Origin of the sequence: Pseudonocardia kongjuensis (assembly GCF_039526905.1) — a bacterium.
GTDB classification, from domain to species: Bacteria; Actinomycetota; Actinomycetes; order Mycobacteriales; family Pseudonocardiaceae; genus Pseudonocardia; species Pseudonocardia kongjuensis.
This window is the reverse complement of record NZ_BAAAJK010000018.1, coordinates 21,908-43,845: the sequence shown is the minus strand read 5'-3', so window position 1 is coordinate 43,845 and position 21,938 is coordinate 21,908. Positions and strand designations below refer to the sequence as shown.

Annotated in this window: 19 protein-coding genes and 1 pseudogene; 9 read left to right on the top strand and 11 right to left on the bottom strand. The window is 73.5% G+C overall.

The features are described from left to right. Positions 1-334: 334 nt before the first annotated feature. The 5 genes from ABD160_RS17885 to dnaA form a co-directional block, all read right to left on the bottom strand. Positions 335-889 (bottom strand): DciA family protein, encoded by a 555-nt coding sequence (locus ABD160_RS17885; protein WP_344023869.1) that lies wholly within the window; start codon positions 887-889, stop codon positions 335-337. 228 nt (positions 890-1,117) lie between these two features. Continuing rightward, a complete protein-coding gene (gene recF / locus ABD160_RS17880; RefSeq protein WP_344023867.1) occupies positions 1,118-2,317 on the bottom strand; it encodes a DNA replication/repair protein RecF in 1,200 nt (399 codons plus the stop codon). Positions 2,318-2,324: 7 nt separating this feature from the next. Next, on the bottom strand, positions 2,325-3,260 hold the full coding sequence (gnd, locus tag ABD160_RS17875; protein WP_344023865.1) for a phosphogluconate dehydrogenase (NAD(+)-dependent, decarboxylating): 936 nt from the start codon (positions 3,258-3,260) through the stop codon (positions 2,325-2,327). A gap of 133 nt (positions 3,261-3,393) precedes the next feature. Next, positions 3,394-4,548 carry a DNA polymerase III subunit beta gene (dnaN, locus tag ABD160_RS17870; protein ID WP_344023863.1) on the bottom strand — a complete coding sequence of 385 codons (1,155 nt, stop codon included), beginning with the start codon at positions 4,546-4,548 and terminating at the stop codon, positions 3,394-3,396. A 1,333-nt stretch (positions 4,549-5,881) separates the two neighbouring features. After that, positions 5,882-7,561 (bottom strand): chromosomal replication initiator protein DnaA, encoded by a 1,680-nt coding sequence (gene dnaA / locus ABD160_RS17865; protein ID WP_344023861.1) that lies wholly within the window; start codon positions 7,559-7,561, stop codon positions 5,882-5,884. A 493-nt stretch (positions 7,562-8,054) separates the two neighbouring features. Between dnaA and rpmH the strand changes: the two genes are divergently transcribed. The 8 genes from rpmH (at position 8,055) to ABD160_RS17825 (ending at position 13,431) form a co-directional block, all read left to right on the top strand. After that, on the top strand, positions 8,055-8,192 hold the full coding sequence (gene rpmH, locus ABD160_RS17860) for a 50S ribosomal protein L34 (protein WP_085915072.1): 138 nt from the start codon (positions 8,055-8,057) through the stop codon (positions 8,190-8,192). 27 nt (positions 8,193-8,219) lie between these two features. Further along, positions 8,220-8,636, top strand: a complete 417-nt coding sequence (gene rnpA / locus ABD160_RS17855) for a ribonuclease P protein component (RefSeq protein ID WP_344023857.1) — start codon at positions 8,220-8,222, stop codon at positions 8,634-8,636. A gap of 14 nt (positions 8,637-8,650) precedes the next feature. After that, positions 8,651-9,007 (top strand): membrane protein insertion efficiency factor YidD, encoded by a 357-nt coding sequence (yidD, locus tag ABD160_RS17850; RefSeq protein WP_425563628.1) that lies wholly within the window; start codon positions 8,651-8,653, stop codon positions 9,005-9,007. Positions 9,008-9,079: 72 nt separating this feature from the next. Further along, positions 9,080-10,216, top strand: a complete 1,137-nt coding sequence (gene yidC, locus ABD160_RS17845; RefSeq protein WP_344023855.1) for a membrane protein insertase YidC — start codon at positions 9,080-9,082, stop codon at positions 10,214-10,216. 90 nt (positions 10,217-10,306) lie between these two features. Beyond that, positions 10,307-10,825, top strand: coding sequence for a Jag family protein (locus ABD160_RS17840; RefSeq protein ID WP_344023853.1), 519 nt, complete (start codon positions 10,307-10,309; stop codon positions 10,823-10,825). A gap of 11 nt (positions 10,826-10,836) precedes the next feature. Further along, on the top strand, positions 10,837-11,496 hold the full coding sequence (rsmG, locus tag ABD160_RS17835) for a 16S rRNA (guanine(527)-N(7))-methyltransferase RsmG (protein WP_344023852.1): 660 nt from the start codon (positions 10,837-10,839) through the stop codon (positions 11,494-11,496). Beyond that, positions 11,496-12,461: a ParA family protein gene (locus tag ABD160_RS17830; RefSeq protein ID WP_425563627.1), complete on the top strand. Its 966-nt coding sequence runs from the start codon at positions 11,496-11,498 to the stop codon at positions 12,459-12,461. The genes rsmG and ABD160_RS17830 overlap by 1 nt, the downstream gene beginning before the upstream one ends. Before the next feature lies 1 nt (position 12,462). After that, entirely contained in the window at positions 12,463-13,431 is a 969-nt protein-coding gene (locus tag ABD160_RS17825) for a ParB/RepB/Spo0J family partition protein (protein ID WP_344023848.1), read from the top strand. Positions 13,432-15,097: 1,666 nt separating this feature from the next. Here ABD160_RS17825 and ABD160_RS17820 read toward each other — a convergent pair. Then, entirely contained in the window at positions 15,098-16,048 is a 951-nt protein-coding gene (locus ABD160_RS17820; RefSeq protein WP_344023846.1) for a D-alanine--D-alanine ligase family protein, read from the bottom strand. Between the two features lie 77 nt (positions 16,049-16,125). Next, positions 16,126-17,523: an aminotransferase-like domain-containing protein gene (locus tag ABD160_RS17815; protein ID WP_344023844.1), complete on the bottom strand. Its 1,398-nt coding sequence runs from the start codon at positions 17,521-17,523 to the stop codon at positions 16,126-16,128. 280 nt (positions 17,524-17,803) lie between these two features. Here ABD160_RS17815 and ABD160_RS17810 point away from each other — a divergent pair, with 280 nt between their 5' ends. Then, complete coding sequence (locus tag ABD160_RS17810) at positions 17,804-18,478, top strand: GNAT family N-acetyltransferase (RefSeq protein ID WP_344023842.1); 675 nt, start codon at positions 17,804-17,806, stop codon at positions 18,476-18,478. Positions 18,479-18,575: 97 nt separating this feature from the next. On the opposite strand, the gene ABD160_RS17805 is transcribed toward ABD160_RS17810, so the two are convergent. The 4 genes and pseudogenes from ABD160_RS17805 to ABD160_RS17790 all read right to left on the bottom strand — a co-directional run. Further along, entirely contained in the window at positions 18,576-19,736 is a 1,161-nt protein-coding gene (locus tag ABD160_RS17805) for an N-acetylmuramoyl-L-alanine amidase (RefSeq protein WP_344023840.1), read from the bottom strand. Between the two features lie 204 nt (positions 19,737-19,940). Beyond that, a complete protein-coding gene (trxA, locus tag ABD160_RS17800; protein ID WP_344023839.1) occupies positions 19,941-20,264 on the bottom strand; it encodes a thioredoxin in 324 nt (107 codons plus the stop codon). A gap of 58 nt (positions 20,265-20,322) precedes the next feature. Then, entirely contained in the window at positions 20,323-21,327 is a 1,005-nt protein-coding gene (gene trxB / locus ABD160_RS17795; RefSeq protein WP_344023837.1) for a thioredoxin-disulfide reductase, read from the bottom strand. Positions 21,328-21,493: 166 nt separating this feature from the next. After that, positions 21,494-21,938: pseudogene (locus ABD160_RS17790) on the bottom strand (hypothetical protein); the annotation flags it as partial.

Sequence of the window (21,938 nt, the reverse complement as noted above, 5' to 3'; positions counted from 1 at the left end):
CCGCCTAGAACCGTCACAGACGGGCGAACGGCTTCCGCTGCGGGATGTTCCGTGCCGACCCGGGGTCGAACGGTGCCGCGGCCGTGTCATCTCGCGCTCACCGGCGACGTGAGCGGCCCGGCCCGGTCGGTCCGACTCCTGACCCGATCCGCACCCTCGTGCCGGTCACGGGGCCGTCATACGCACGGAACGTTTCCGGCGCCGCCGGCCGTCCGGCGCCGACGCCCGGTCACCGGCGCGTCCGGCCGGTGCCCCGTCCGGTGGCGGCCGGCGGCCCGGCCGGACCGTTCGTGGCTGCCCGTGACGGTTCCGGCGGCGGCCGGGCGGGCCGCGGTCAGCCGTAGGTGTCGCGGGGGCCGCGGCCCCGCACGTGCCGCGGCCCGTGCCGCCAGCTCGGCCCGCTCGGGCCGACCACCCGGATCCGGCGCACCACGTCCGGGCCGACCGCCGCGGACAGCCGGGTCAGCAGCTGGCGCTGCAGCGTCCGCAGCTGGGTGGCCCACGCGGTCGACTCGGCCTGCAGGGTCAGCTCGCCGTCGCGCAGCGACACCGGGATGCAGTGGTCGGCGACGTCCGGGCCGACCAGCTGCGGCCAGCGGCCGAGGACGGTGGCGTCGGTCAGCCGGGACGACCAGCCCCGGTCCATCGACACCCGGGACACCACCCGGCCGAACGGCTGCGGGTCCCGGTCGTCCGGCCCGGAGCCGGACCAGCGCCGGCGCCTGCCCTTCCCGGACACCACCCGCAGCTTCGGCCGGGCCTCCTCGGCCCGCTCGTCCGCCCTGCGCGCGGTCGCCTCCCGGGCGGCACGCAGTGCGTCCCTGGCGAGATCGGCGCCGCGCAGACCGGCCCGCTCCCCCGCCAGGAGATCACCCTGCTCGCCGGGCACCCCGCCGCCCGTGACCGGGCCGTGATCGGCGGCCGGATCTTCGCCGGGGCGTCCATCCCCAAGACGCGGACCGTTCGCCCCGCCGTCACGACGCCGTGTCCGGGGGCTCGAGGTGCCGCGGCGCCGCCCGTTCCCCGCCGCTCCGGAGTTATCCACAGAATCCACAGGCTTGTCCCCAGGTCGCCGTGATGCGGTCGAGATATCTGCGACAGGGAGTCGCTGCAACGGTCATGCCGCTCCCCCGTCCGGTTCGCGGACGACCCGCCGGTCCCCGACGTGGAACCGGGCGCCGTCCAGCTCGCGCGGCACGTCCTCGGCGACGGCGGCCGTCACCAGCACCTGCTCGGCCCCGGAGACCAGCCCGGCCAGGGCCCGCCTGCGGGTGGCGTCGAGCTCGGCGAACACGTCGTCGAGCACGAGCACCGGCTCGACGTCGTCGGCGTGCAGCAGCCGGTAGGACGCCAGCCGCAACGCCAGCGCGAAGGCCCACGACTCGCCGTGGCTGGCGTACCCCTTCGCCGGGCCCTCGCCGAGCGCGAGCTCCAGCTCGTCGCGGTGCGGGCCGACCAGGCACACCCCGCGCTCGATCTCCTGCCGGCGGACGTCGGCGAGCCGGGCGAGCAGCAGAGCCTCCAGGTCCCCGGCCGACGACGGCAGGTCCGCCACCCCGTCCGTGCCGAGACTGGACCGGTAGTCCAGCCCGATCGGGTCCGACGACGGGGCGACCTGCGCGAAGGCCTCCCTGGCGTACGGCGCGAGTGCGACGACCAGCTCACGGCGGCCGGCGAGCAGCGCGGCGCCGGTGCGGGCGAGGTGCCCGTCCCACACCTCGAGGGTGGTCAGGTCGTCGGGCAGGTCGTCGGCCGGGGGCGCCTCGGCGCGCGGCCGCGACCTCCCCCGCGGCCCGGCCCGCAGCGCCGGCTTCGCCGACTTGAGCAGGGCGGACCGCTGGCGGAGCACCTTGTCGTAGTCCGAGCGGACGCCGGCGTACCGGGGGAAGCGGGCGACCAGCAGCTCGTCGAGGAACCGGCGTCGTTCCGAGGGGTCGCCGCGGACCAGCGCCAGGTCCTCCGGCGCGAACAGCACGCTGCGCAGGATCCCGAGGACGTCCCGCGGCCGGGAGACCGGGGAACGGTTCACCCTGGCCCGGTTCTGCTTCCCGGAGTTGATCTCCAGTTCGACGCCGAGCATGCGGCCGTGATGGTGCACCTCGCCGCGGACGACCGCCTGCTCGGCACCGCGCCGGATCAGCGGGACGTCGGAGGTGACCCGGTGCGAGCCGAGCGAGGCGAGGTACCCGACGCCCTCCACCAGGTTCGTCTTGCCCGCGCCGTTCGACCCGACCAGCACCGTGACGCCGGGGTCGAGCTCCAGCTCGGCCTCCGGCCAGGACCGGAAGTCGGTGACCGAGAACCGCCTGAGGTACACCGAGCGGTCAGCCTCCCGCCGCGGACGCCGGACCCGCCTTGTCACCGGGTGCACCGGCCGGGCCGGAGCGCTTCACGGCGTGCCCGCCGAACTGCTGGCGCAGCGCGGCCACCGCCTTCATCGCCGGGGACTCGTCCTGCCGGGATGAGAACCGGGCGAACAGCGCGGCGGAGATCACCGGCAGCGGCACGGCGTGGTCGATGGCCTCCTCGATGGTCCACCGGCCCTCGCCGGAGTCGTCGACCCACGCCTCGAGACCGTCCAGGTCGGGATCGTCCTTCAGCGCGGCGACCAGCAGGTCGAGCAGCCAGGAGCGGACCACCGTGCCGCGCGACCAGGCCTGGATGACGCCGGGCACGTCGGTGATCAGCTCGCTGGCCTGCATGAGCTCGAAGCCCTCGGCGTAGGCCTGCATCAGGCCGTACTCGATGCCGTTGTGCACCATCTTGGAGAAGTGGCCTGCGCCGACCGGGCCGGCGTGCGCGAAGCCCTCCTCGCGTGCACCCTCCGGCCGGAGGGCGTCGAAGACCGGCATGGCGCGGGCGATGTGCTCGTCCTCGCCGCCCGCCATCAGGCCGTAGCCGTTGTCCTTGCCCCAGATCCCGCCGGAGACGCCACAGTCGACGTAGCCGATGCCGTGCTCGGCGAGCAGCGCGGCGTTCGGCCGGTCGTCGGTGTAGCGGGAGTTGCCGCCCTCGATGACCAGGTCACCGGAGCCCAGCACGGTGGCCAGGGTGGCGATCGTGTTCCGGGTGGGCTCGCCGGACGGGACCATCACCCACACCGTGCGCGGTGCGTCGAGCGCGGCCGCCAGATCGGGCAGCGAGGCGACGTCGCTGACCTCGGGCCGGGGATCGAACCCGATCACCTCGTGGCCGGCGGCGCGCAGCCGTTCCCGCATGTTGCCGCCCATGCGGCCGAGTCCGATCAGACCGATCTGCACAGTGAGCTCCTCCGTCCGTGCCACCGGTCGCGTCGTGGAGCCGGCGGGCGGCGTCGATCACGCCGGGGCCGAGTCTTCCCGTTCCGCCCCGCCGGCCGGCGGGCGGGGGAGGTGGTGCCTGCGGTGCGCGGGCTCAGCCGGGGAGCCGGACCGGCATCAGCAGGTGCAGGTACCCGGACTTCTCCGGGGACGGTGCGTCCTCGGCGTCGTCGGTCGCGGGTTTCGGCACCGGCCGGACCAGCGCCGGCCGGTTCGGCGTGGTGAAGGTCAGCTGCGCGCGGTCGGTGTGCAGCGCGCCGAGCGAGTCGAGCAGGTAGCCCGGGTTGAACGCGATGGTCAGCGGATTCCCGTCCAGCGCGCAGGGGAGCTCCTCCTCGGCCGATCCGACGTCGTCGCCGCCGGCGGCCAGCCGCAGACCGTCCTCGCCGAACTCGAGCCGGATCTGGGCGACCCGGTCGGCGACCAGCGAGACCCGCTTGATCGCCTCGACCAGCAGCGCCACGTCCAGCTCGACGGCGGTGGTGTGCTCGGCCGGGATCAGCTGGCGGAACCGGGGGAACTCGGCGTCGAGCAGGCGGCTGGTGGACCGCCGGCCGCCGCCGGTCAGGCCGAGCATGCCGTCGCCGGCGGACAGCGCGATCTCGACGGTGCCCGAGCCGGCGAGCGTCTTGGCGACCTCGGCGAGTGTCTTCGCCGGGATGAGCACGGCGGTCGAGATCGACGCGTCCTCCGGGACCCACTCGAGCTCGCGCACGGCCAGCCGGAACCGGTCGGTCGCGGCCAGCGTCAGCTGGGATCCCTCGATCTCCAGCCGGACGCCGGTCAGCATCGGCAGCGTGTCGTCCCGGCCGGACGCGACGGCGACCTGGGCGACCGCCGCGGCGAGCGCGTCGGCGGCGACCGAACCGGCCCGCTGCGGCATCTCGGGCAGCTGCGGGTAGTCCTCGACCGGCATCGTCGGGAGGCTGAACCGGCTGTTGCCGCAGTTGATCGTGGCCCGCGCCCCGTCGACCACCAGGTCGACCGGCTTGGACGGCAGCGCCCGGGTGATGTCGGCCAGCAGCCGCCCGGACACCAGCATGCGACCCGGCTCGCCGACCGTGGCGTCGAGCTCCACCCGGGCCGAGGTCTCGTAGTCGAAGCCGGAGACCGTGAGCCGTTCGGCGGCCTCGCCGTCGGACTGGATGAGGACTCCGCCGAGCACGGGCACCGGCGGGCGCGCCGGAAGGCTGCGCGCCACCCAGGCAGCCGCGTCCGCTAGGACGTCGCGTTCGACCCGGAACTTCATCGAGAACCTTCCCCGGTAGCGCCTCGGCCCGCTGCCCGTCGCCGGGCCCGGACCGCCGGCGGGACGGCGGTGCGACGGCGAACCGGTGCCCTCCCCCGCTGCGGTGGTGCCGTGCCGCCACCGGGCGGCTGCTGCGGGATCGGGACCCGGGGTTCGCCGGGACGCTCACGGTAGAGCCTCCCACCGACAGTTTCCACGCCGCCCCGGCGGTCACCGGCCGGACGGGCGGCGACCGGGTGTGCCCGTGGAGGGACCCCGTCCGGGTCGCTCCACACGCCTCTTCTTGAGTAGTAGAGAAGAAGGAGAGAAAAACAGACGTAGTAGTAAGGGCTGTGCACAGTGTGGATGGACCTCATCGGCGCTGGTCAGCAGGCCGCGTCGACTGGGGACGTGACGGTGGGGGCACCCGTTGACAGCTTCCCGCGGCGGTGGACGGACGGCCCGTCCACCCATCCGTCCCCGATCCATCCCGGGTTCCGGGGGGAGTTGTCCACGGATCGTGGGGCATCCGTCCACGGGCCCGGCGCGGTCCATCCACAGAGTTGTCCCCAGATGTGGGTGGAAACGTGGTGGATCGTGGACCCAGGGTGATGGAGACCGCAGGGCGAGCGGCACCCTGACGTTGCGCTCTGAACCCACATTCGCCTCATGCGCCACAAACCGGTCGACGGAGGGTGACGACCCGGTCGGCGCGGATGATCACCTGCTCGGGTGGCCGTGCGCCCAGCGCCCATTACCGGACGGCGAGCGGAAGTCGTGGGAGCGACACGCCGGTGTCGGCACGCCGGACCCGATCGGGATCAGGGTGTGCCGGCTCCGGGCGCCGGAGCGGGCCGTCGCCGGGGTACCTGATCATCCCGGGACGGCCGGGAACGGGCCTCAGCGGCCGTCTGAGGGCTGGTAACCGTGTGGGTGCGACGGAATCGGTCCCGGCGCGGCCGGTGACCGGGGTCGCGCGGCGGTCCCGGCGTCCGCGGCGCTGTGGATCGTGGGGGCGGGCGGTGGACAACTCGGCCGGTGCGGCTCGTCGGCCCTCGGTCCCGCCGCCTGGCCGCGGGGTTCGGGGCCGGCGTGGGCGGCTCGCGGAGTCCGGACGCGGAGTCCGGTCGCAGAGCCCGGTCGCGGGGTCCGGTCGCGGGGTCCGGTCGCGGGGTCCGGTCGCGGGGTCGTGCCCCCGGCGACGGACGGGGTGCGGCTCCGACCCGACCCGGCGCCGGGCGCGGACGCGGGCGCGCGGGTGCGACGCCATGAGTCGCGATCGCGACGCCATGAGTAGAGGTGCGACGCCGGTGCCCGCCGGTGCCGCCGGTGCGAAGGCGGGGCCGGCGCGGAGTCAGTGCCGGGCGCGCAGCTTGATCCGCGCGGTCAGCTCCTGCACCTGCTCGAAGGTCTTCCGCCGGAGCGAGATCTCGTTGCGGATCTTCTTGTCGGCGTGCATGACGGTCGTGTGGTCCCGGCCGCCGAAGGTCTGCCCGATCCGGGGCAGCGACAGGTCGGTCAGCTCGCGGCAGAGGTACATCGCGATCTGCCGGGCCTGCGCGAGCGCCTTCGTCTTGCCGGGCCCGGAGAGGTCGTCGAGCGTCACGCTGAAGAACTCGGCGGTCACCGCCATGATCGTCGGCGCGGTGATCTCGGAGGCCGCGGAGTCGGGGATGAGGTCGCGCAGCACGATCTCGGCGAGCTGGGTGTCGACGGCCTGCCGGTTCAGCGACGCGAAGGCGGTGACCCGGATCAGCGCGCCCTCGAGCTCGCGGATGTTGCGCTCGATCCGCTCGGCGATGAACTCCAGCACCTCGCCGGGCACGGCGAGCCGGTCCTGGGCGGCCTTCTTGCGGAGGATCGCGATCCGGGTCTCCAGCTCGGGCGGCTGGATGTCGGTGATCAGCCCCCACTCGAAGCGGGTCCGCATCCGGTCCTCGAGCGTCTCGAGGCGCTTCGGCGGCCGGTCGGAGGAGACGACGATCTGCTTGTTCGCGTTGTGCAGGGTGTTGAAGGTGTGGAAGAACTCCTCCTGCGTCCCCTCCTTGCCCTCCAGGAACTGGATGTCGTCGACCAGCAGCACGTCGACGTCGCGGTAGCGGCGCTGGAAGGCGACCTTGCGGTCGTCGCGCAGGGAGTTGATGAAGTCGTTGGTGAACTCCTCGGTACTGACGTACCGGACCCGCATCCCGGGGAACAGCCGCTGGGCGTAGTGCCCGACGGCGTGCAGCAGGTGGGTCTTGCCCAGCCCGGACTCGCCCCAGATGAACAGCGGGTTGTAGGCCCGCGCCGGAGCCTCGGAGACGGCGACCGCGGCGGCGTGGCTGAACCTGTTCGACGCGCCGATGACGAACGTGTCGAAGGTGTACCGCTCGTTGAGCCGGGTCTGCGAGCGCGGCGCGACCGGGTCACCGGCCTGCGGCGCGGTGTAGGCGGGCCACGCGGTGCCGCCGGTGTCCCGGGCCGGCGGATCGGGCTGGGTGGCCTGCGGGGCCCAGCCGCCGGGCGACACCGGGGCGGGATCGGCCGGGTATGCGGGACCCCGGTCCGGTTCGGCGGCCACCTCGCCGGCGGTGGGCTCGGTCGCCACGGCCGTGCCGGTGTCCGGCTCCTCGGTCCGCGGGGACGGCTCCCCGGCCTGCGGGCCGGACCGGTCGACGGCACCGGTGTCCCGGGCGCTGTCGCCCGCCGATCCGCTCCGCGCGAGACCGAACCCGGGCGGATCGGGGACCTCGGTGCCGCCGGAGGCCGCCGAGGCGTCGACGACGACGGCCAGGTTGACCGAGACGCCGAGGTGCCTGCCCAGCGCGTCGCTGATCGGACGGCGCAGGATCCGCTCGATGGCGTCCTTGGCGAACTCGGAGGGGGCGGCGAGCAGCGCGGTGCCGTCGAGCAGTCCGAGCGGCCGGGTGAGCCGGAGGAACGCGCGCTGCTGGGGGGACAGGGCGGGGGCGCCGGATTCCGCCGAGGAACCCGACAGGTCGGCGATGACCCGGTTCCAGACCCGGCCGAGATCGCCCGGCTGGTCGGTCATCCGCGGTTCCCCTTCCCGCTCGGCCGCCGTCCGCGGCTGCTCCCCCCGGACCAACCTGCCCTCACTCGCTCGGACGCGTCCGCTGCACCTGCGGGCAGATGTATCCCCAGAGTTGTCCACACTTGTGCGTAAAGGTACGCAGCACGCTCCGCCCGGCTCGCGGCGGGGCCGCCGGACGGGTCGTCAGTGGGCTCGGTCCTGGTGCGGACGATCGTTACGCCCGCCACGGAGCAGCGGGAAAGGGGACGCTAGCAGCCGGGGCCCGCCCCGGTGCCCCGGGGGCGGCCGGTCCGGGGGCGGTTTGACCCCCTCGAAACGCGCTGCGTACCCTTGACACTCGGACACTGGTCAGGACGTGCATGACGTACGTCCAGCGCGCACCCGTTCGCACGCGGGCAGCGTGGCGGCCGGTGGCCCACGAACCAGTGCCAGTGACCGTAGAGATCATCGGCGTCGCAGGGCGCCTGCGAGCCGCCGACCAGGAGAGCCGACCGTGAGCAAGCGTACTTTCCAGCCGAACAACCGCCGCCGGGCCAAGACGCACGGTTTCCGGCTGCGCATGCGCACCCGTGCCGGCCGCGCGATTCTCGCCGCGCGCCGCCGCAAGGGGCGCACCAACGTCTCGGCCTGACGGCCGGCACCCCGACCGGCCAGCGCCGTGTTGCCGGCACACGCCCGGCTCACCCGCCGGCCAGACTTCGCCTCGACGATCCGGAACGGCCGACGTGCCGGGCGGTCGAGGCTGGTGGTGCATCTCGACCCGACCCGCCCCGGCGGCGTGCCCGAGCACGCTTCGCCGCGGGCGGGTTTCGTCGTGAGCAAGGCGGTCGGCAACGCGGTCGTCCGGCACCGGGTGACCCGTCGTCTGCGGCACCTGGTGGCGGACCGGCTGGACACGCTCCCGGCCGGTGCGGCACTCGTCGTACGGGCGTTGCCGCCGGCCGGCACCGCCACGTCCGCCGAGCTCGGCGCGGACCTGGACTCCGCGCTGCGGTCGGCGAGCCGTCCGCGCCGGCCGAGGTCCGCACAGCCGGACGCCCGGAAGCCCGCCGCTGCGCCGACGGCGCTGCCGTAGCCGAGGAGGACGTGGTGAGCGAGGAGCGCGAAGCCGCCGCCCGCGGTCCCGGCTGCCCCGACGGCGGCGACCCGCCGGCACCCCCCGCGGGGCTCGGTGCCCGGGTGGCGATGGCGATGGTCCGCTGGTACCAGGTCTGGATCTCGCCGAACCTGCTGCCCAGCTGCCGCTTCCACCCCAGCTGCAGTGCCTACGCCGTCGAGGCGCTCGGCACCCACGGGCTCGTCCGGGGCCTCGGGCTCACCGCGTGGCGACTGCTGCGCTGCGGGCCGTGGCACCCTGGCGGGTGGGACCCCGTGCCACCCCGGCGACCTCGCGGAACACCGCGGACCGGCCGGGAACCCGGCCAGGCGTCCACCGACCCGTCCTGAACCGAAGGCCTCCAGACGGCGCGGCCCGCCGCACAGCGTGCCCGACCCGAGACCCCGAGGAGCAACACACCCGTGCTGGACTTCATCTACTACCCCGTCAGCTTCATCATGTGGGTCTGGCACAAGGTGTTCGGCTTCGTGCTGGGCGACGACAGCGGTGTCGCCTGGGCGTTGTCGGTGGTGTTCCTCGTCTTCACCCTGCGGCTGATCCTCTACAAGCCGTTCGTCAGCCAGGTCCGCTCCATGCGCAAGATGCAGGAGATGGCGCCGGAGATGCAGAAGCTCCGGAAGAAGTACGCCAACGACCGGCAGAAGCTCGCCACGGAGATGCAGAAGCTCCAGCAGCAGAACGGCGCCAACCCGATCATGGGTTGTCTGCCGATCCTGGTGCAGATCCCGGTCTTCATCGGTCTGTTCCACGTGCTGCGCGAGTTCAAGCCGGGCAAGACCGAGAACTACGTGTTCAACGCCGCGGAGAACGCGTCGTTCGTCGACTCCGACTTCTTCGGCTCCAAGCTCGGCGCCGCGATCTGGCCGCTGCAGAACACCTCGTCGGTCGCCGACCTGGGCGGGAACCTGGTCTCGCAGTGGATCGTCATGGTCCCGCTGATGATCATGGCCGGCATCTTCACGCACGTCACCGCCCGGCACTCGGTCGCCCGCCAGCAGGCGCAGATCGCGGCCGGCACCGCGGCGGCGAACCCGCAGGCCGAGATCATGCAGAAGCTGATGCTCTACGTGTTCCCGATCGGCGTCGTCGTCGGTGCGCCGTTCCTGCCGCTCGCCGTCCTCTTCTACTGGGTCGCGAACAACCTGTGGACGCTCGGCCAGCAGTGGGTCGTCTACAAGCGGATCGACGCCGAGGAGGCGGAGAAGGAGCAGAAGGCGACCGAGTCCGCCAAGGCGCTCGCGCCGCGTCCGGGGCAGAAGCCGGTCCGCAAGGACGGGAAGGGCACCGCGCAGGACGTCCGCCGGATCGCCGACGAGCCGCTGGAGGCCGATTCCGCGCAGGGCTCGGACGGTGCCTCCGCCGAGGGCGGGTCGCCGAACGGCTCCACACCGAACGGCTCCGGCGCGAACGGCTCGGGCAACGGTGCGGGCACGAACGGCGTCGCGAAGAACGGCAACGGTTCCGGCGGCAAGAAGCCGGGGGCGAAGCCCGTGCAGCGCCGCCAGGGAACGAAGTCCAAGCGCGGCAAGCGCCGCTGACCGACCCGCGGCGCCCCGCGGCCCCGGCGGACCCCACCGCCGCGCGGGCCCGGCGCCGCGCACCTGCCCACCCCAGCGAGAGGAGATCCCGTGTCCACCACTGCTCAGGACGGCGGCGTCCAGGACAAGCCGTCCGGTGACGAGCTGCTGATCCAGGAGGGCGACGTCGCAGGTGACTACCTGGAGCGTCTGCTCGACATCCTGGACTACGACGGCGACATCGATCTCGACGTCGACGGCGGCCGCGCCATCGTCAGCATCGAGGGCGCCGAGGGCGACACCGACCTGGAGAAGCTGGTCGGTGACAAGGGTGCGGTGCTGGAGAGCCTGCAGGAGCTCGCGCGGCTCGCGGTGCAGCAGCAGCTCGGCAGCCGCAGCCGGCTGATGCTCGACGTGGCGGGCTGGCGCAAGCGCCGCCGCGACGAGCTGACCGACCTGGGTCTGGAGACCGCGCGCGAGGTCAAGCAGTCCGGGCAGTCGGTCCGGCTCCGTCCGATGACGCCGTTCGAGCGCAAGGTCGTGCACGACGCGGTCGCGACGGTGAAGGGCGTCATCAGCGAGAGCGAGGGCGAGGAGCCGCGCCGGCAGGTCGTCGTCCACACGAAGTGAGTGCCGACGGGGTGCCGACCCCGGACGTCGCCGCGTCGGTGTTCGGCGAGCGACTGCCCTCGGCGGTCCGCTACGTCGAGCACCTGGCGACGTCCGGGATCGAGCGCGGGCTGATCGGGCCGCGCGAGCGGGAGCGGTTGTGGGACCGGCACGTCCTCAACTGCGCGGTGCTCGCAGAGGTGGTACCGCCGGACGCGAAAGTGGTCGATGTCGGCTCCGGCGCCGGGTTGCCCGGGATACCGTTGGCGCTGGCCCGCCCGGACCTGCGGATCGTGCTCGTCGAGCCGCTCGCCCGCCGGGTCGACTGGCTGGACGAGGTGGTCTCGGACCTCGGTCTCGACATCGCCGTCGAACGGGGGCGTGCCGAGGAGCCTTCCGTTCTGCGACGATGGGAGGGCGCCGATGTGGTCACCGCCCGAGCGGTCGGGCCACTCGCCCGGCTCGCGGGGCTGTGCCTCCCGCTGTTGCGGACCGGTGGTGCGATGCTGGTGCTGAAGGGTGCCTCCGCTCCGGAGGAGATCGCGCGCGATGTGGACGCGGTCCGGCTCCTCGGGGGCGGCGACGCCCGGATCCACGAGTGCGGTGCCGGCGTCGTCGATCCGCTGACCACGGTGGTCGAGATTCCGCGTATCGGCGCGCCCCGCCGCAACCGGAGGAAACAACGGCGATGATGAGCAGGACACCGTCCTCGGCTGTTCCACGTGAAACATCACCAGGGGAATCGACGGAGAGAGGGCCGCGCGTGAGTCTCGGTTGGACCCCCATCGCGGACGAGGCCGAACGTGCCGCCCGCGTGCTGCATCCGGATCGGCACAGCATGCCCCGGCCGGCCGAACGCCGTGTCCTGACCGTCGCCAACCAGAAGGGCGGCGTCGGCAAGACGACCAGCACCGTGAACCTGGCCGCCGCACTGGCGATGCACGGGATCCGCGTGCTGGTGATCGACCTCGACCCGCAGGGCAACGCGAGTACCGCGCTGGGTGTCGAGCACCGGACCGGGACGCCCTCGGTCTACGAGCTCATGCTCGGCGAGATCCCGCTCGAGGAGGCCGCGGTCACCAGCACCGCGTCACCCAACCTGCTCTGCGTGCCGGCGACCATCGACCTGGCCGGCGCCGAGATCGAGCTGGTCAGCATGGTGGCCCGGGAGTCGCGGCTGTCCCAGGCGCTCGCCGACGAGCACCTGGACAAGCTGGACGTCGACTACGTGCTGATCGACTGCCCGCCCTCGCTCGGCCTGCTGACGGTGAACGCGCTCGTCGCCGCCTCCGAGGTGCTCATCCCGATCCAGTGCGAGTACTACGCGCTGGAGGGGCTCGGCCAGCTGCTCAGCAACATCGACCTGGTCCGGTCGCACCTCAACACCGCGCTGCACGTCTCGACGATCCTGCTGACCATGTACGACGGGCGGACGAAGCTGGCCGACCAGGTCACCTCCGAGGTCCGCCAGCACTTCGGTCCGACGGCGCTGCGCACGGTCATCCCGCGCAGCGTGAAGGTCTCCGAGGCACCCGGTTACAGCCAGACCGTGCTCGAGTACGACCCCGGCTCGCGCGGCGCGATGAGCTACGTCGACGCCGCCCGCGAGATCGCCGAGCACGGGGCCTCCGGCGCCTACCGTGCGGGCGGGCGCTGAGATGGCCGAACGCAAGGGTGGCCTCGGGCGCGGCCTCGCCGCGCTGATCCCCACCGCACCGGCCGAGGACGGCCCGGGCCCCGCGAGCGCCGCCGGCGCCCCGCTGCACCGGCCGGACCGGTCCGCGCGCCGGGACGGCACCGACGCGGAGACCTCGGTCGTCGACGGCGGTGCCGAGTACCGGGAGATCCCGCTGAAGCGGATCGTCCCGAACCCGAAGCAGCCGCGGACCCAGTTCGACGAGGAGCAGCTCGCCGAGCTGGAGCACTCGATCCGCGAGTTCGGGCTCCTCCAGCCGATCGTGGTGCGCCGTGCCGGCCGCGACTTCGAGCTGATCATGGGCGAGCGCCGCTGGCGGGCCGCCCAGCGGGCCGGCCTGGACACGCTGCCCGCGATCGTCCGGCACACCGGCGACGACGTCATGCTCCGCGACGCGCTGCTGGAGAACATCCACCGCGTCCAGCTCAACCCGCTCGAGGAGGCGGCCGCCTACGAGCAGCTCCTCGCCGAGTTCGGGGTCACCCACGGCGAGCTCGCCGACCGGCTCGGCCGCAGCCGCCCGGTCGTCACGAACATGATCCGGCTGCTCAAGCTCCCGGTGACCGTGCAGCGTCGGGTCGCCGCGGGCGTTCTGTCCGCCGGGCACGCCCGGGCACTCCTCGGCCTGGAGGACGCCGGCCGGCAGGAGGAGCTCGCGACGAGGATCGTCGCGGAGGGCATGTCGGTCCGAGCGACCGAGGAGGCCGTCGTGCTCGCCCGGCAGGACGGCCCGGCGCGCGAGCCGCGGACCCGCAAGCAGGGGGTGCAGCGGCCCGAGTTCACCGACATGGCGGACCGGCTCTCCGACACCTTCGACACCCGGGTCAAGGTGGAGATGGGTCAGCGGAAGGGCCGGATCGTCGTCGAGTTCGGTTCGGTGGAGGACCTCGAGCGGATCACCGGCATGATGGGGCTGCGCGACCAGGGCTGACCCCTCCCCTGGTTCGCCCGGCAGCCGGGATCTGAGGGCGCCCCAGATCGGCCGCTGGGCGGCCGGCGCCGGGGTCGCCGCACGATCACCCCGGCAGGGTGCCGGGCGTGGCCAGGGGCGGACTGAGCCGCTGTTCCGCGCGGGTGGGGCGCGGGTTCCGTCGGCGGCACGGTCCGGGTCGGCAGCTGCCGGCCGCCTGGCGGTGCGCGGTGACACGGTCGGCCCGAACAGCGACGGGCTGCGGGGGTGTGGGCCGAGGCGAGTCGGGGTACAGCGCTCGGGGGCCGGCGCCACGCCGTTGCTGTTCCCGAGGCACCCCGGCGTTCCCCTCCCCCGGGTCGTGTCTGCTCAGCCCGGACCGGTGCGCGCCGGCCCGGGCATCGGTGCTTCGGCCGGAGTGCGTTCGCGGAGCGGGCCGGGCCTCGTCTGCTCAGCGGCCCGGGGCGAGCACCCGGTGGGCGGGACGACGGTCGCCGCGGCTGCGCGGGATGGGTGTCCTGGCGACCCTCGGGGTGTTGGGTCTCCGCTCCGGAGGGTCGGCGGTTGCCCTGGAGTGTCCGGGGTCCGCACCGGCGTGCTCGGGGGCCGCGCCGGCGTGGCGGGGCTCTGCGTCGGCGTGCTCGGACTCTGCCGCGGAGTGCGTGGGTCGGTGCTGGCGTGCTGGGGCTCCGTGCTGGCGTACCGGGCTCTGTCTCGGAGTGCGTGGGGTTCCTACGGGCGTGCTGGGGGTCCGCGCTGGCGTACCGGTGCTCCGCCACCGAGTGCGCGGGTTCCGCGCTCGGGTGCCCGGACTCTGTCTCGGAGCGTGCGGGGTGCGGCGGGCAGGCTCGGGTCCGCGTCGGCCTGCCCGGGCTCTGTCTCGGAGTGTGCGGGCTCTGCGCCGGTGTGCTCGGCCTCAGCTCTCGCGTGCCTGGCTCTGCCTCGGAGCGCTGGACCCCGCTCCGGCGTGTCCGGCTTCCGCGCTGACGCGTTCGGCCCTGCTCTCGTGTGCGCCGACCGCACCTCGGAGCGCGGGAGTCGGCAGCTGAGCTCCCTGCGCTCCGCAGCCGGCGTGCCCGGGATCCCGTCCCCCGGAGCGTCCGGCTCCTCCGCGGTGGTCGGGCTCCACTCCGGTGGGTCGGGCTCCGCCCCGGCACCCGAGGTTCCGCCCCAGCACCCGGGGCACCGCCTCGGCGCGGGGCTCCGCCTCGGCACGCCCGGGGCTCTGGCCTGCCCTTCCCCGATCCCGCCCGCGAGCGCCGATTCCGGTGCCGCGCCGGGCCACCCACGCGCGGCCCCGCCTCCGCGTGGCTCCGGACTCAGCTCGGGTCGGTGCTGCGAGCCGCGGTCACGGGCGCGATTCCCGGTTGCCTGCGCACCGGCCGGATCCGCGCCGACCCACCGCGCCGGCCGGCGTGCGGTCCGGCCCGCCGCGAACTCGGCGGCAAGGGACGGGTCGCGGCCCGGCCCGGCGCACCCGAGAACCGCCGGAGGCGCGCTCCCCTGGCTCCCCGGGCGCCGGTGGATGCCGGATCGACGTCCGGACCAGCCGCTGCTCCCTGGCCCTGGCCCTTGCCCGAGGGATCGCAGCGCGGCCCGGAGTCCGGTCGCCCGCGCCAGCTCGGACGCCGCGCGGGTTTCACGTGAAACCGGCGCGCCCACATCCACCGGTTTCACGTGGAACATCTCAGCCCGGGCGGGAGGCCGCCCGTTCCACCAACGCCTGGTACACGGTCGCCAGGTCCGAACCGGCGGCGGTGACCGCGGTCGGGAGCAGCGAGGTGTCGGTCAGGCCGGGCGACACGTTCATCTCCAGCACGTGCACGCGCCCCTCGTCGTCGACGATCGCGTCGGTGCGCGAGAGGTCCCGCATGCCGAGCAGGCGGTGTGCGGCGAGCGCGGTCTCCGCCAGCGTGGCCAGGACATCGTCCGGGAGCCGGGCCGGGCAGTGGAAGCTCGCCGCCCCCGGCGTGTAGCGGCAGGTGTAGTCGTAGAAGCCGGACGGCACCTCGACCTCGACGGCGGGCAGCGCACGCGGCTCGGCGCCGTCGTGCACGACCGACACCGCGACCTCGGTCCCGCTCACGAACCGCTCGGCGAGCACCGTGTCGGCGTAGGCGAACGAGCTCACCATCGCGGCCGGGAGTTCGGCGGCGTCACGCACCACCTGGACGCCCAGCGCCGATCCCCCCTGGTCCGGCTTGAGCACCAGCGGGAGGCCCAGCCGTTCGACGATCGCGCTCAGCACTCCCTGCGCGCCGAGCTCCCGGAACGTGGAGTGCGGCAGTGCCACCCAGTCCGGCGTCGTCAGCCCGGCGCGGACCAGCTCCGCCTTCACGCTCGGCTTGTCCCAGGCGCGCCGGCAGGCTCCCGACGGCGTGCCCACGAACGGGATGTGCAGGAGCTCCAGGATCTGCTGGACGGCCCCGTTCTCCCCCTCGCCGCCGTGCAGTGCGACCGCGACGACGTCCGGGCGCTCGTCGTTCAACCGGCCGAGGAGCGCGCCGTCGACGTCCCACTCCCGCACGTCCACGCCGTTCGCACGGAGCGCGCCGGCGAGCCGGCGGCCGGACCGCAGCGACACCTCGCGCTCGTGGGACAGACCTCCGGCCAGCACGGCCACCGTTCGATCGCTCACCCGGGCATTCTGCTCCATGCCCCGGAGACGGGAACGCCCCGGACCTTCCGGTCCGGGGCGTTTCACGTGAAACACGGTCAGGTCGTGTCGGGCGCCGGATTGTCCGAGCCCCGCTTGAGCTCCGGCCGGTCCGGCGTGCCGAACGTGCGCACCACGTCGAGCTCCGCCTCCAGGACGGCCGCCAGCCGGCGGACCCCCTCGGTGATCCGCTCGGGCGTCGGGAAGCAGAACGACAACCGCAGCTGCCGGCTGCCGTACCCGTCGGCGTAGAAGCCGGTTCCGGACGCGTACGCGACCCGTGCGGTCACCGCGCGCGGCAGCATCGCCTTCGTGTCCACGCCGGCCGGCACGGTGAGCCAGACGAAGAACCCGCCGTCCGGCACCGTCCAGCTGCACCCCTCCGGCAGGTGCGCCTCGAGTGCGGCCAGCATCGCGTCGCGCCGTTCCCGGTAGTTCTCGCTGAACGTCTTGATCTGGCTGCGCCAGTCGTGATGCGACAGGTACCGCGAGACGAGCATCTGCGTGAAGCTCGGCGGGCACAGCGTCGCCGACTCCGCGGCCAGCACGAGCCGGTCGCGGACCAGCGGCGGGACTAGCGCCCAGCCGACCCGCAGGCCGGACGCGAACGTCTTCGAGAACGACCCGAGGTAGATCACGTCCGGGTCGAACGACCGCAGCGCGGGATGCACCTCGCCGGTGAAGCCGAGCATCCCGTACGGGTTGTCCTCGATGACCATGACGCCGTAGCGGCGGCACAGATCCAGGATCTGCGGGCGCCGCTCGTGGGCGAGCGTCACGCCGGCCGGATTGTGGAAGTTCGGGATCGTGTACAGGAACTTCGGGGTGATGCCCTTCCGGGACAACGACTCCAGCGCCTCGTGCAGGAGCGCGGGGACGAGCCCGTGCTCGTCCATCGCGACGTGCACGACGCGGGCCTGGTAGGCGGCGAAGCTGCCCAGCGCGCCGACGTAGGACGGTCCCTCGGCCAGCACGACGTCGCCCGGGTCGACGAAGATCCGGGTGAGCAGGTCGAGCGCCATCTGCGAGCCGACCGTCACCACGACGTCGTTCGGGTCGCCCTCGATCCCCTCCTCGCGCATGACCTCGCAGATCTGCTCACGCAGCTGCGGCACGCCCTGCGCGGAGCCGTACTGCAGCGCGGTCATCCCGTCGACGTCGACCAGCTCGGCGACCTCGGAGGCGAGCGACTGCAGCGGCAGCGCCGCGAGGTTCGGCATGCCGCCGGCCAGCGACACCACCTCCGGCCGGCTCGCGACGGCGAACAGCGCCCGGATCTCCGACGCCGTCATCCCGGCCGTACGCGCCGCGAAGCGCTCGGTGGGGGGCAGCAGCGCCGGCGCCGCGGACCCGTCCGGGAGCGGGGCCGGCACGACGCCCTCCCCTGCCGCTGCGGCCGCCGCCGCTGCCGCGGTGCGGCGGGCGTCGGGCTGCTGCGGACGATCGGGCGAGGCCATCGGGGTGCTCCCCTTCGACGAGATGAATGGTCGGCCGAGTGTAACCACGACGGGTGATCGGCTTGCCCTTCGTCGTCACGGAGGGACCGGTGGGCCTTTCCGGGGTGACGGTGGCGCCGAATTCCGCTTACCCTCGGGGCAGGCGGATCGCCGGGTCCATTGCGGGGACCGGATACAGCGACGGGGGCTGTTGCGCCGGTTCGGGGGACGATCTCCGGGGCCGATCGTTCCGCGGATGTGCGCGAGTCCCGCGCGACGACGACAGCCGGAGGTTCGATCCGTGTCCTGGCATGTGGCCGCGCTCAATCTGGACAATCTGGGTGATCTGCCCAAGCGCTGCCGGAATTGTGTCTACTGGGAACTGTCTCCGAAGCTGGCCGAACAGGCCGACGGTTACGGCACCACCGATCTGGAGAAGGAAGCCTGGCTGTCCGAGGTCCTGCTCGAGTGGGGATCCTGCGGCCGGGTCGTCTACGTCGGCGGCGCCCCCGCCGGGTACGTGCTGTTCGCCCCGCCCGCCTCGGTCCCCCGGGCCACCGAGATGCCGACCGGCCCGGTCAGCGCCGATGCGGTGCTGCTCACGACGATGCAGGTGCTGCCGGAGTTCTCCGGGGAGGGGCTGGGCCGCGCGCTCGCACAGGCCGTCGTGAAGGAGCTGGTACGCCGCGGCGTCCGCGCCGTCGAGGCGTTCGGTGACGCCCGTCCCGGGACCGAGGCCGACTGTGTCGTGCCGGCGGACTTCCTCCGGTCGGTCGGGTTCAAGACCGTCCGCCCGCACCACAGGTGGCCGCGACTGCGGATGGAGCTCCGTTCCGGAATCGAATGGAAGTCCGATGTCGAGGCCGCTCTCGAACAGCTGTTCAACACGGTGACGATCCCGATGCAGGCCCCGGCGCCGGTCGCGACGAAGACCCCCGTTCGGGCCGGCCGCTGCCAGGCGTCGAACGGGGCCTGAACACACGTCAGCGGCGATCTCAGGGCTTCCTGAGATCGCCGCTGATCGACTTCCGGGGCGGCCCCGGTGTGCGGGGCCGGGAAACGTCGGAATGGGCCTAAACGGCCCTGATCTGGTCCCTGCCGTACTCGCGGGCCAGCACGTCGTTGAAGGTGAACGTCCCGGTCGGCTGGTCGTCCTGGCCGAGCAGGTAGAGCCGCTTCACCGCGACGAGGATGCCCTCGGCCACCACGTCCCGGAAGCCGGGATCGAGCAGCTTGCGCCGGTCCCCCAGGTGGGTCAGGTAGCCCGTCTCGATCCGGACGGCCGGCATCCGGGTCCGCCGGACGAGCTCCCAGGTGCAGGTCTGGCTCCGGCAGTCGAGCATCGACGTCCGGGTGAGCAGCTCGCGCTGGATCAGCCCGGCGAGCGCCTCCCCCACGTTCGACGTGGTGCCGGAGCCGTTGCCGAAGTAGTAGGTCGCCAGCCCCTGGGCGTTCGGGCTGAAGCTCGCGTCGGTGTGCAACGACACGACGAGATCGGCGCCGACCTCGTTCGCGAACTCGGCGCGATCGGCGTCCGGCGGGTTCCCGCTCTCCGGCCGGGACAGCAGCGCCTCCATGCCGGTCGCGGACATCCGTCCGACCAGCCGGTGCGCCAGGTCCCACATCAGGTCGGCCTCGGTGACGCCGGCGACCTCGACGCCGCGGTCGTTCCCGCCGTGCCCCGGATCGATCACGATCCGCTTGCCGCGCATCCGGGGCCCGGCCCGGCGCAGCAGCTCCTGCTCGCGCAGCAGGTGCGGACGACCGCCGGTCACCTTGCGGCCGAGCTGGCGCAGCGCGCGCAGCGTCTCCGGCCCGCAGACGCCGTCCGGGACCATGCCGTAGTCGCGCTGGAAGCGCATCAGGGCCTGCTCGGTCTGCTGGTCGAACAGACCGCTCGGGCGGCCGGAGTTGTACCCCAGCTCGAGCAGCCGCTCCTGCAGCATCGCGACGTCGTCACCGGTGGTCGGGGTGGAGAGGGTGAACGACAGCATCCGGTCGCCCAGCGTCCACCCGGCCTCGCGCAGCGCGCGGGCGGTGTCCGGGCCGACGATGCCGTCGGTGATCAGGCCACGCCTCTGCTGGAAGACCCGGACGGCGTGGTCCATGGCGTCGTCGAACTGATGCCGGGACGCGGAGTCCGCCGGCAGTTCGGGCAGCAGACCGAGCTGCTGCAGCGTCACCCGGACCTCGAGAACAGCAGGACCGAAGTCCCCGCGCCGGAGCAGCTGCATGCACCCCTCGCTCGCAGTCGATGGCGCCGTGTGGCGCCCCGTTGTCGGTTGGTCGCACCCGGTCGAACCGGGCGACGGCCGACGACCATTGTGCCCTGCCCGGGCCGCGGGGTAGTGCAGCGGGGCGTACACGCGCGTGTCCCGGTTGTGATCAACCGGGACACGCAGCGTGATCTCGATGCGCTAGACGCGCGCGAGTGATCGTCAGATGTGGTCGGAGAGATCCGCCAGCAGGGCGGCCTTCGGCTTCGCCCCCACGATCTGCTTCACCGGCTTGCCGCCGCTGAACAGGATCATCGTCGGCACCGACATCACCTGGTAGTCGCGGGCGACCTCCGGGTTGGCGTCGATGTCGAGCTTCGCGACGGTGAGCTTCTCGGCGTGCTCACCGGCGATCTCGTCGAGCACCGGGGCGACCATCTTGCACGGGCCGCACCAGGTGGCCCAGAAGTCGACCAGGACGGCCTTGTCGCTCTTGAGGACGTCCTGGTCGAACGAACCGGTGGTGACGTCGATCGTGTTGGCCATGGGTTTCTCCTTCGGTCGGAACGGGTCGGGTGGTGGGTGGGGTGGTCGTGCCGGGGCGTCAGTGCGCGGCCCGGGCGACCTCCTCGGCGGGCGCGTCGCCGTAGCCGCCGCAGGCCAGCTCGGGCGAGATCGGGTGCCCGGCCAGCCAGCGCTCGGCGTCGATGGCGGCCGAGCAGCCGGACCCGGCCGCGGTGACGGCCTGCCGGTAGGTGTGGTCCACCAGGTCGCCACAGGCGAAGACGCCGGGCAGGTCGGTGTAGGTGCTGCGGTCGAGCACCTTCACGTAGCCCTCGTCGTCGAGCGGGACCTGGCCGCGGACCAGCTGGCTGCGCGGGTCGTGCCCGATCGCGACGAACATGCCGGTCACGTCGAGCGTGTCGGTCTCGCCGGTCACCGTGTCGCGCAGCTGCAGCTGCTTCACCGAGCCGTCGCCGGTGACCTCGGTGACCTCGGTGTTGGTGCGCCAGCGCATCTTCGGGTCGTTCCGGGCGCGCTCGAGCATGATCTTCGAGGCCCGGAACTCGTCGCGCCGGTGCACGACGGTGACGGTCTCGGCGAACCGGCTGAGGAAGGTGGCCTCCTCCATCGCGGAGTCGCCACCACCGATCACGGCGATGTGCTGGTCGCGGAAGAAGAAGCCGTCGCAGGTCGCGCAGGAGCTGACGCCGCGGCCGAGCAGCTCCTGCTCACCGGGGACGTGCAGGTAGCGCGGCGCGGCACCCATCGCGAGGATCACGGCCCGGGCGCGGAAGGTCTCCTTCCCGACCCGGACCTCCTTGATCTCGCCCTCGAGGGAGACCTCGTCGACGTCCTGCGCGCGCAGGTCGGCGCCGAAGCGCTTGGCCTGGCCGCGCATCTGCTCCATGAGCTCGGGGCCCATGATGCCGTCGGTGAAGCCGGGGTAGTTCTCGACCTCGGTGGTGGTCATCAGCGCCCCGCCGAACTGGCTGCCCTCGAAGACGAGCGGTGCCAGCTGGGCCCGTGCGGCGTACACCGCGGCGGTGTAGCCGGCCGGGCCGGAGCCGATGATGATCAGGTTGTGCACGGTGTCATGGGTGCTCACCGGTACCGATCCCTCCTGGCGCTGCCCGTGCGGGCTGCGCGATGACGGGGCCCGCGGGGGTCTGCCCCGCGTCGTAGCTGTCTGTTCTCTCGAACGAGATCCTAGACAGGGGCATTCCCGGTGCTCCGGGCGCGAACCGGAGCCCGGCCGATCGGTCCCGCAACGGTCACGGAGCGCGGCCCTCCAGGAGCACCCGGCCGTTGCCCGGGCCGCAGTCCGGCGGGACGACGAGCAGCCGCAGCCGGCCGGGCTCGGGGGTGCCGAGGACGAGCAGCACCCCGGGCTCACCCTGCACCGGATACGGCCGGGTGGCGAGCAGCGGCGCGTCCGGGTCGGCGGCGCCGGCGGCGGTCAGGCAGTCCCGCACGCGCCCGGGATCGGCGAGCGGCCCGGCGGGGGCCCCGGCGCCCGGCGCGGCGCTGCGGAGTGCCTCCGGGGTGTCGGCGGCGACCGGCCGGGGGGCCGGGCCGGGCCGGTCCGCGGACGCCCGCAGGAACGCGGGCAGGGCGGCGAGTACGGCGATCGCGGCGACCGAGCCCGCCGCGGCGAGCAGCCGGGCGCTCCGGGGTCGCGGCGGCCGACCGGGGCGGGTGGTGGGCGACCGGCCGGGG

Excerpts from the sequence above, each read along its gene's own strand:
- dnaN (WP_344023863.1), bottom strand. The coding sequence starts at position 4,548 with ATGAAGTTCCGGGTCGAACGCGACGTCCTAGCGGACGCGGCTGCCTGG.
- ABD160_RS17825 (WP_344023848.1), top strand. The coding sequence starts at position 12,463 with ATGGCCGAACGCAAGGGTGGCCTCGGGCGCGGCCTCGCCGCGCTGATC.
- ABD160_RS17815 (WP_344023844.1), bottom strand. The coding sequence starts at position 17,523 with ATGGCCTCGCCCGATCGTCCGCAGCAGCCCGACGCCCGCCGCACCGCG.
- dnaA (WP_344023861.1), bottom strand. The coding sequence starts at position 7,561 with ATGACCGACCAGCCGGGCGATCTCGGCCGGGTCTGGAACCGGGTCATC.
- trxA (WP_344023839.1), bottom strand. The coding sequence starts at position 20,264 with ATGGCCAACACGATCGACGTCACCACCGGTTCGTTCGACCAGGACGTC.
- ABD160_RS17805 (WP_344023840.1), bottom strand. The coding sequence starts at position 19,736 with ATGCAGCTGCTCCGGCGCGGGGACTTCGGTCCTGCTGTTCTCGAGGTC.
- ABD160_RS17830 (WP_425563627.1), top strand. The coding sequence starts at position 11,496 with ATGAGCAGGACACCGTCCTCGGCTGTTCCACGTGAAACATCACCAGGG.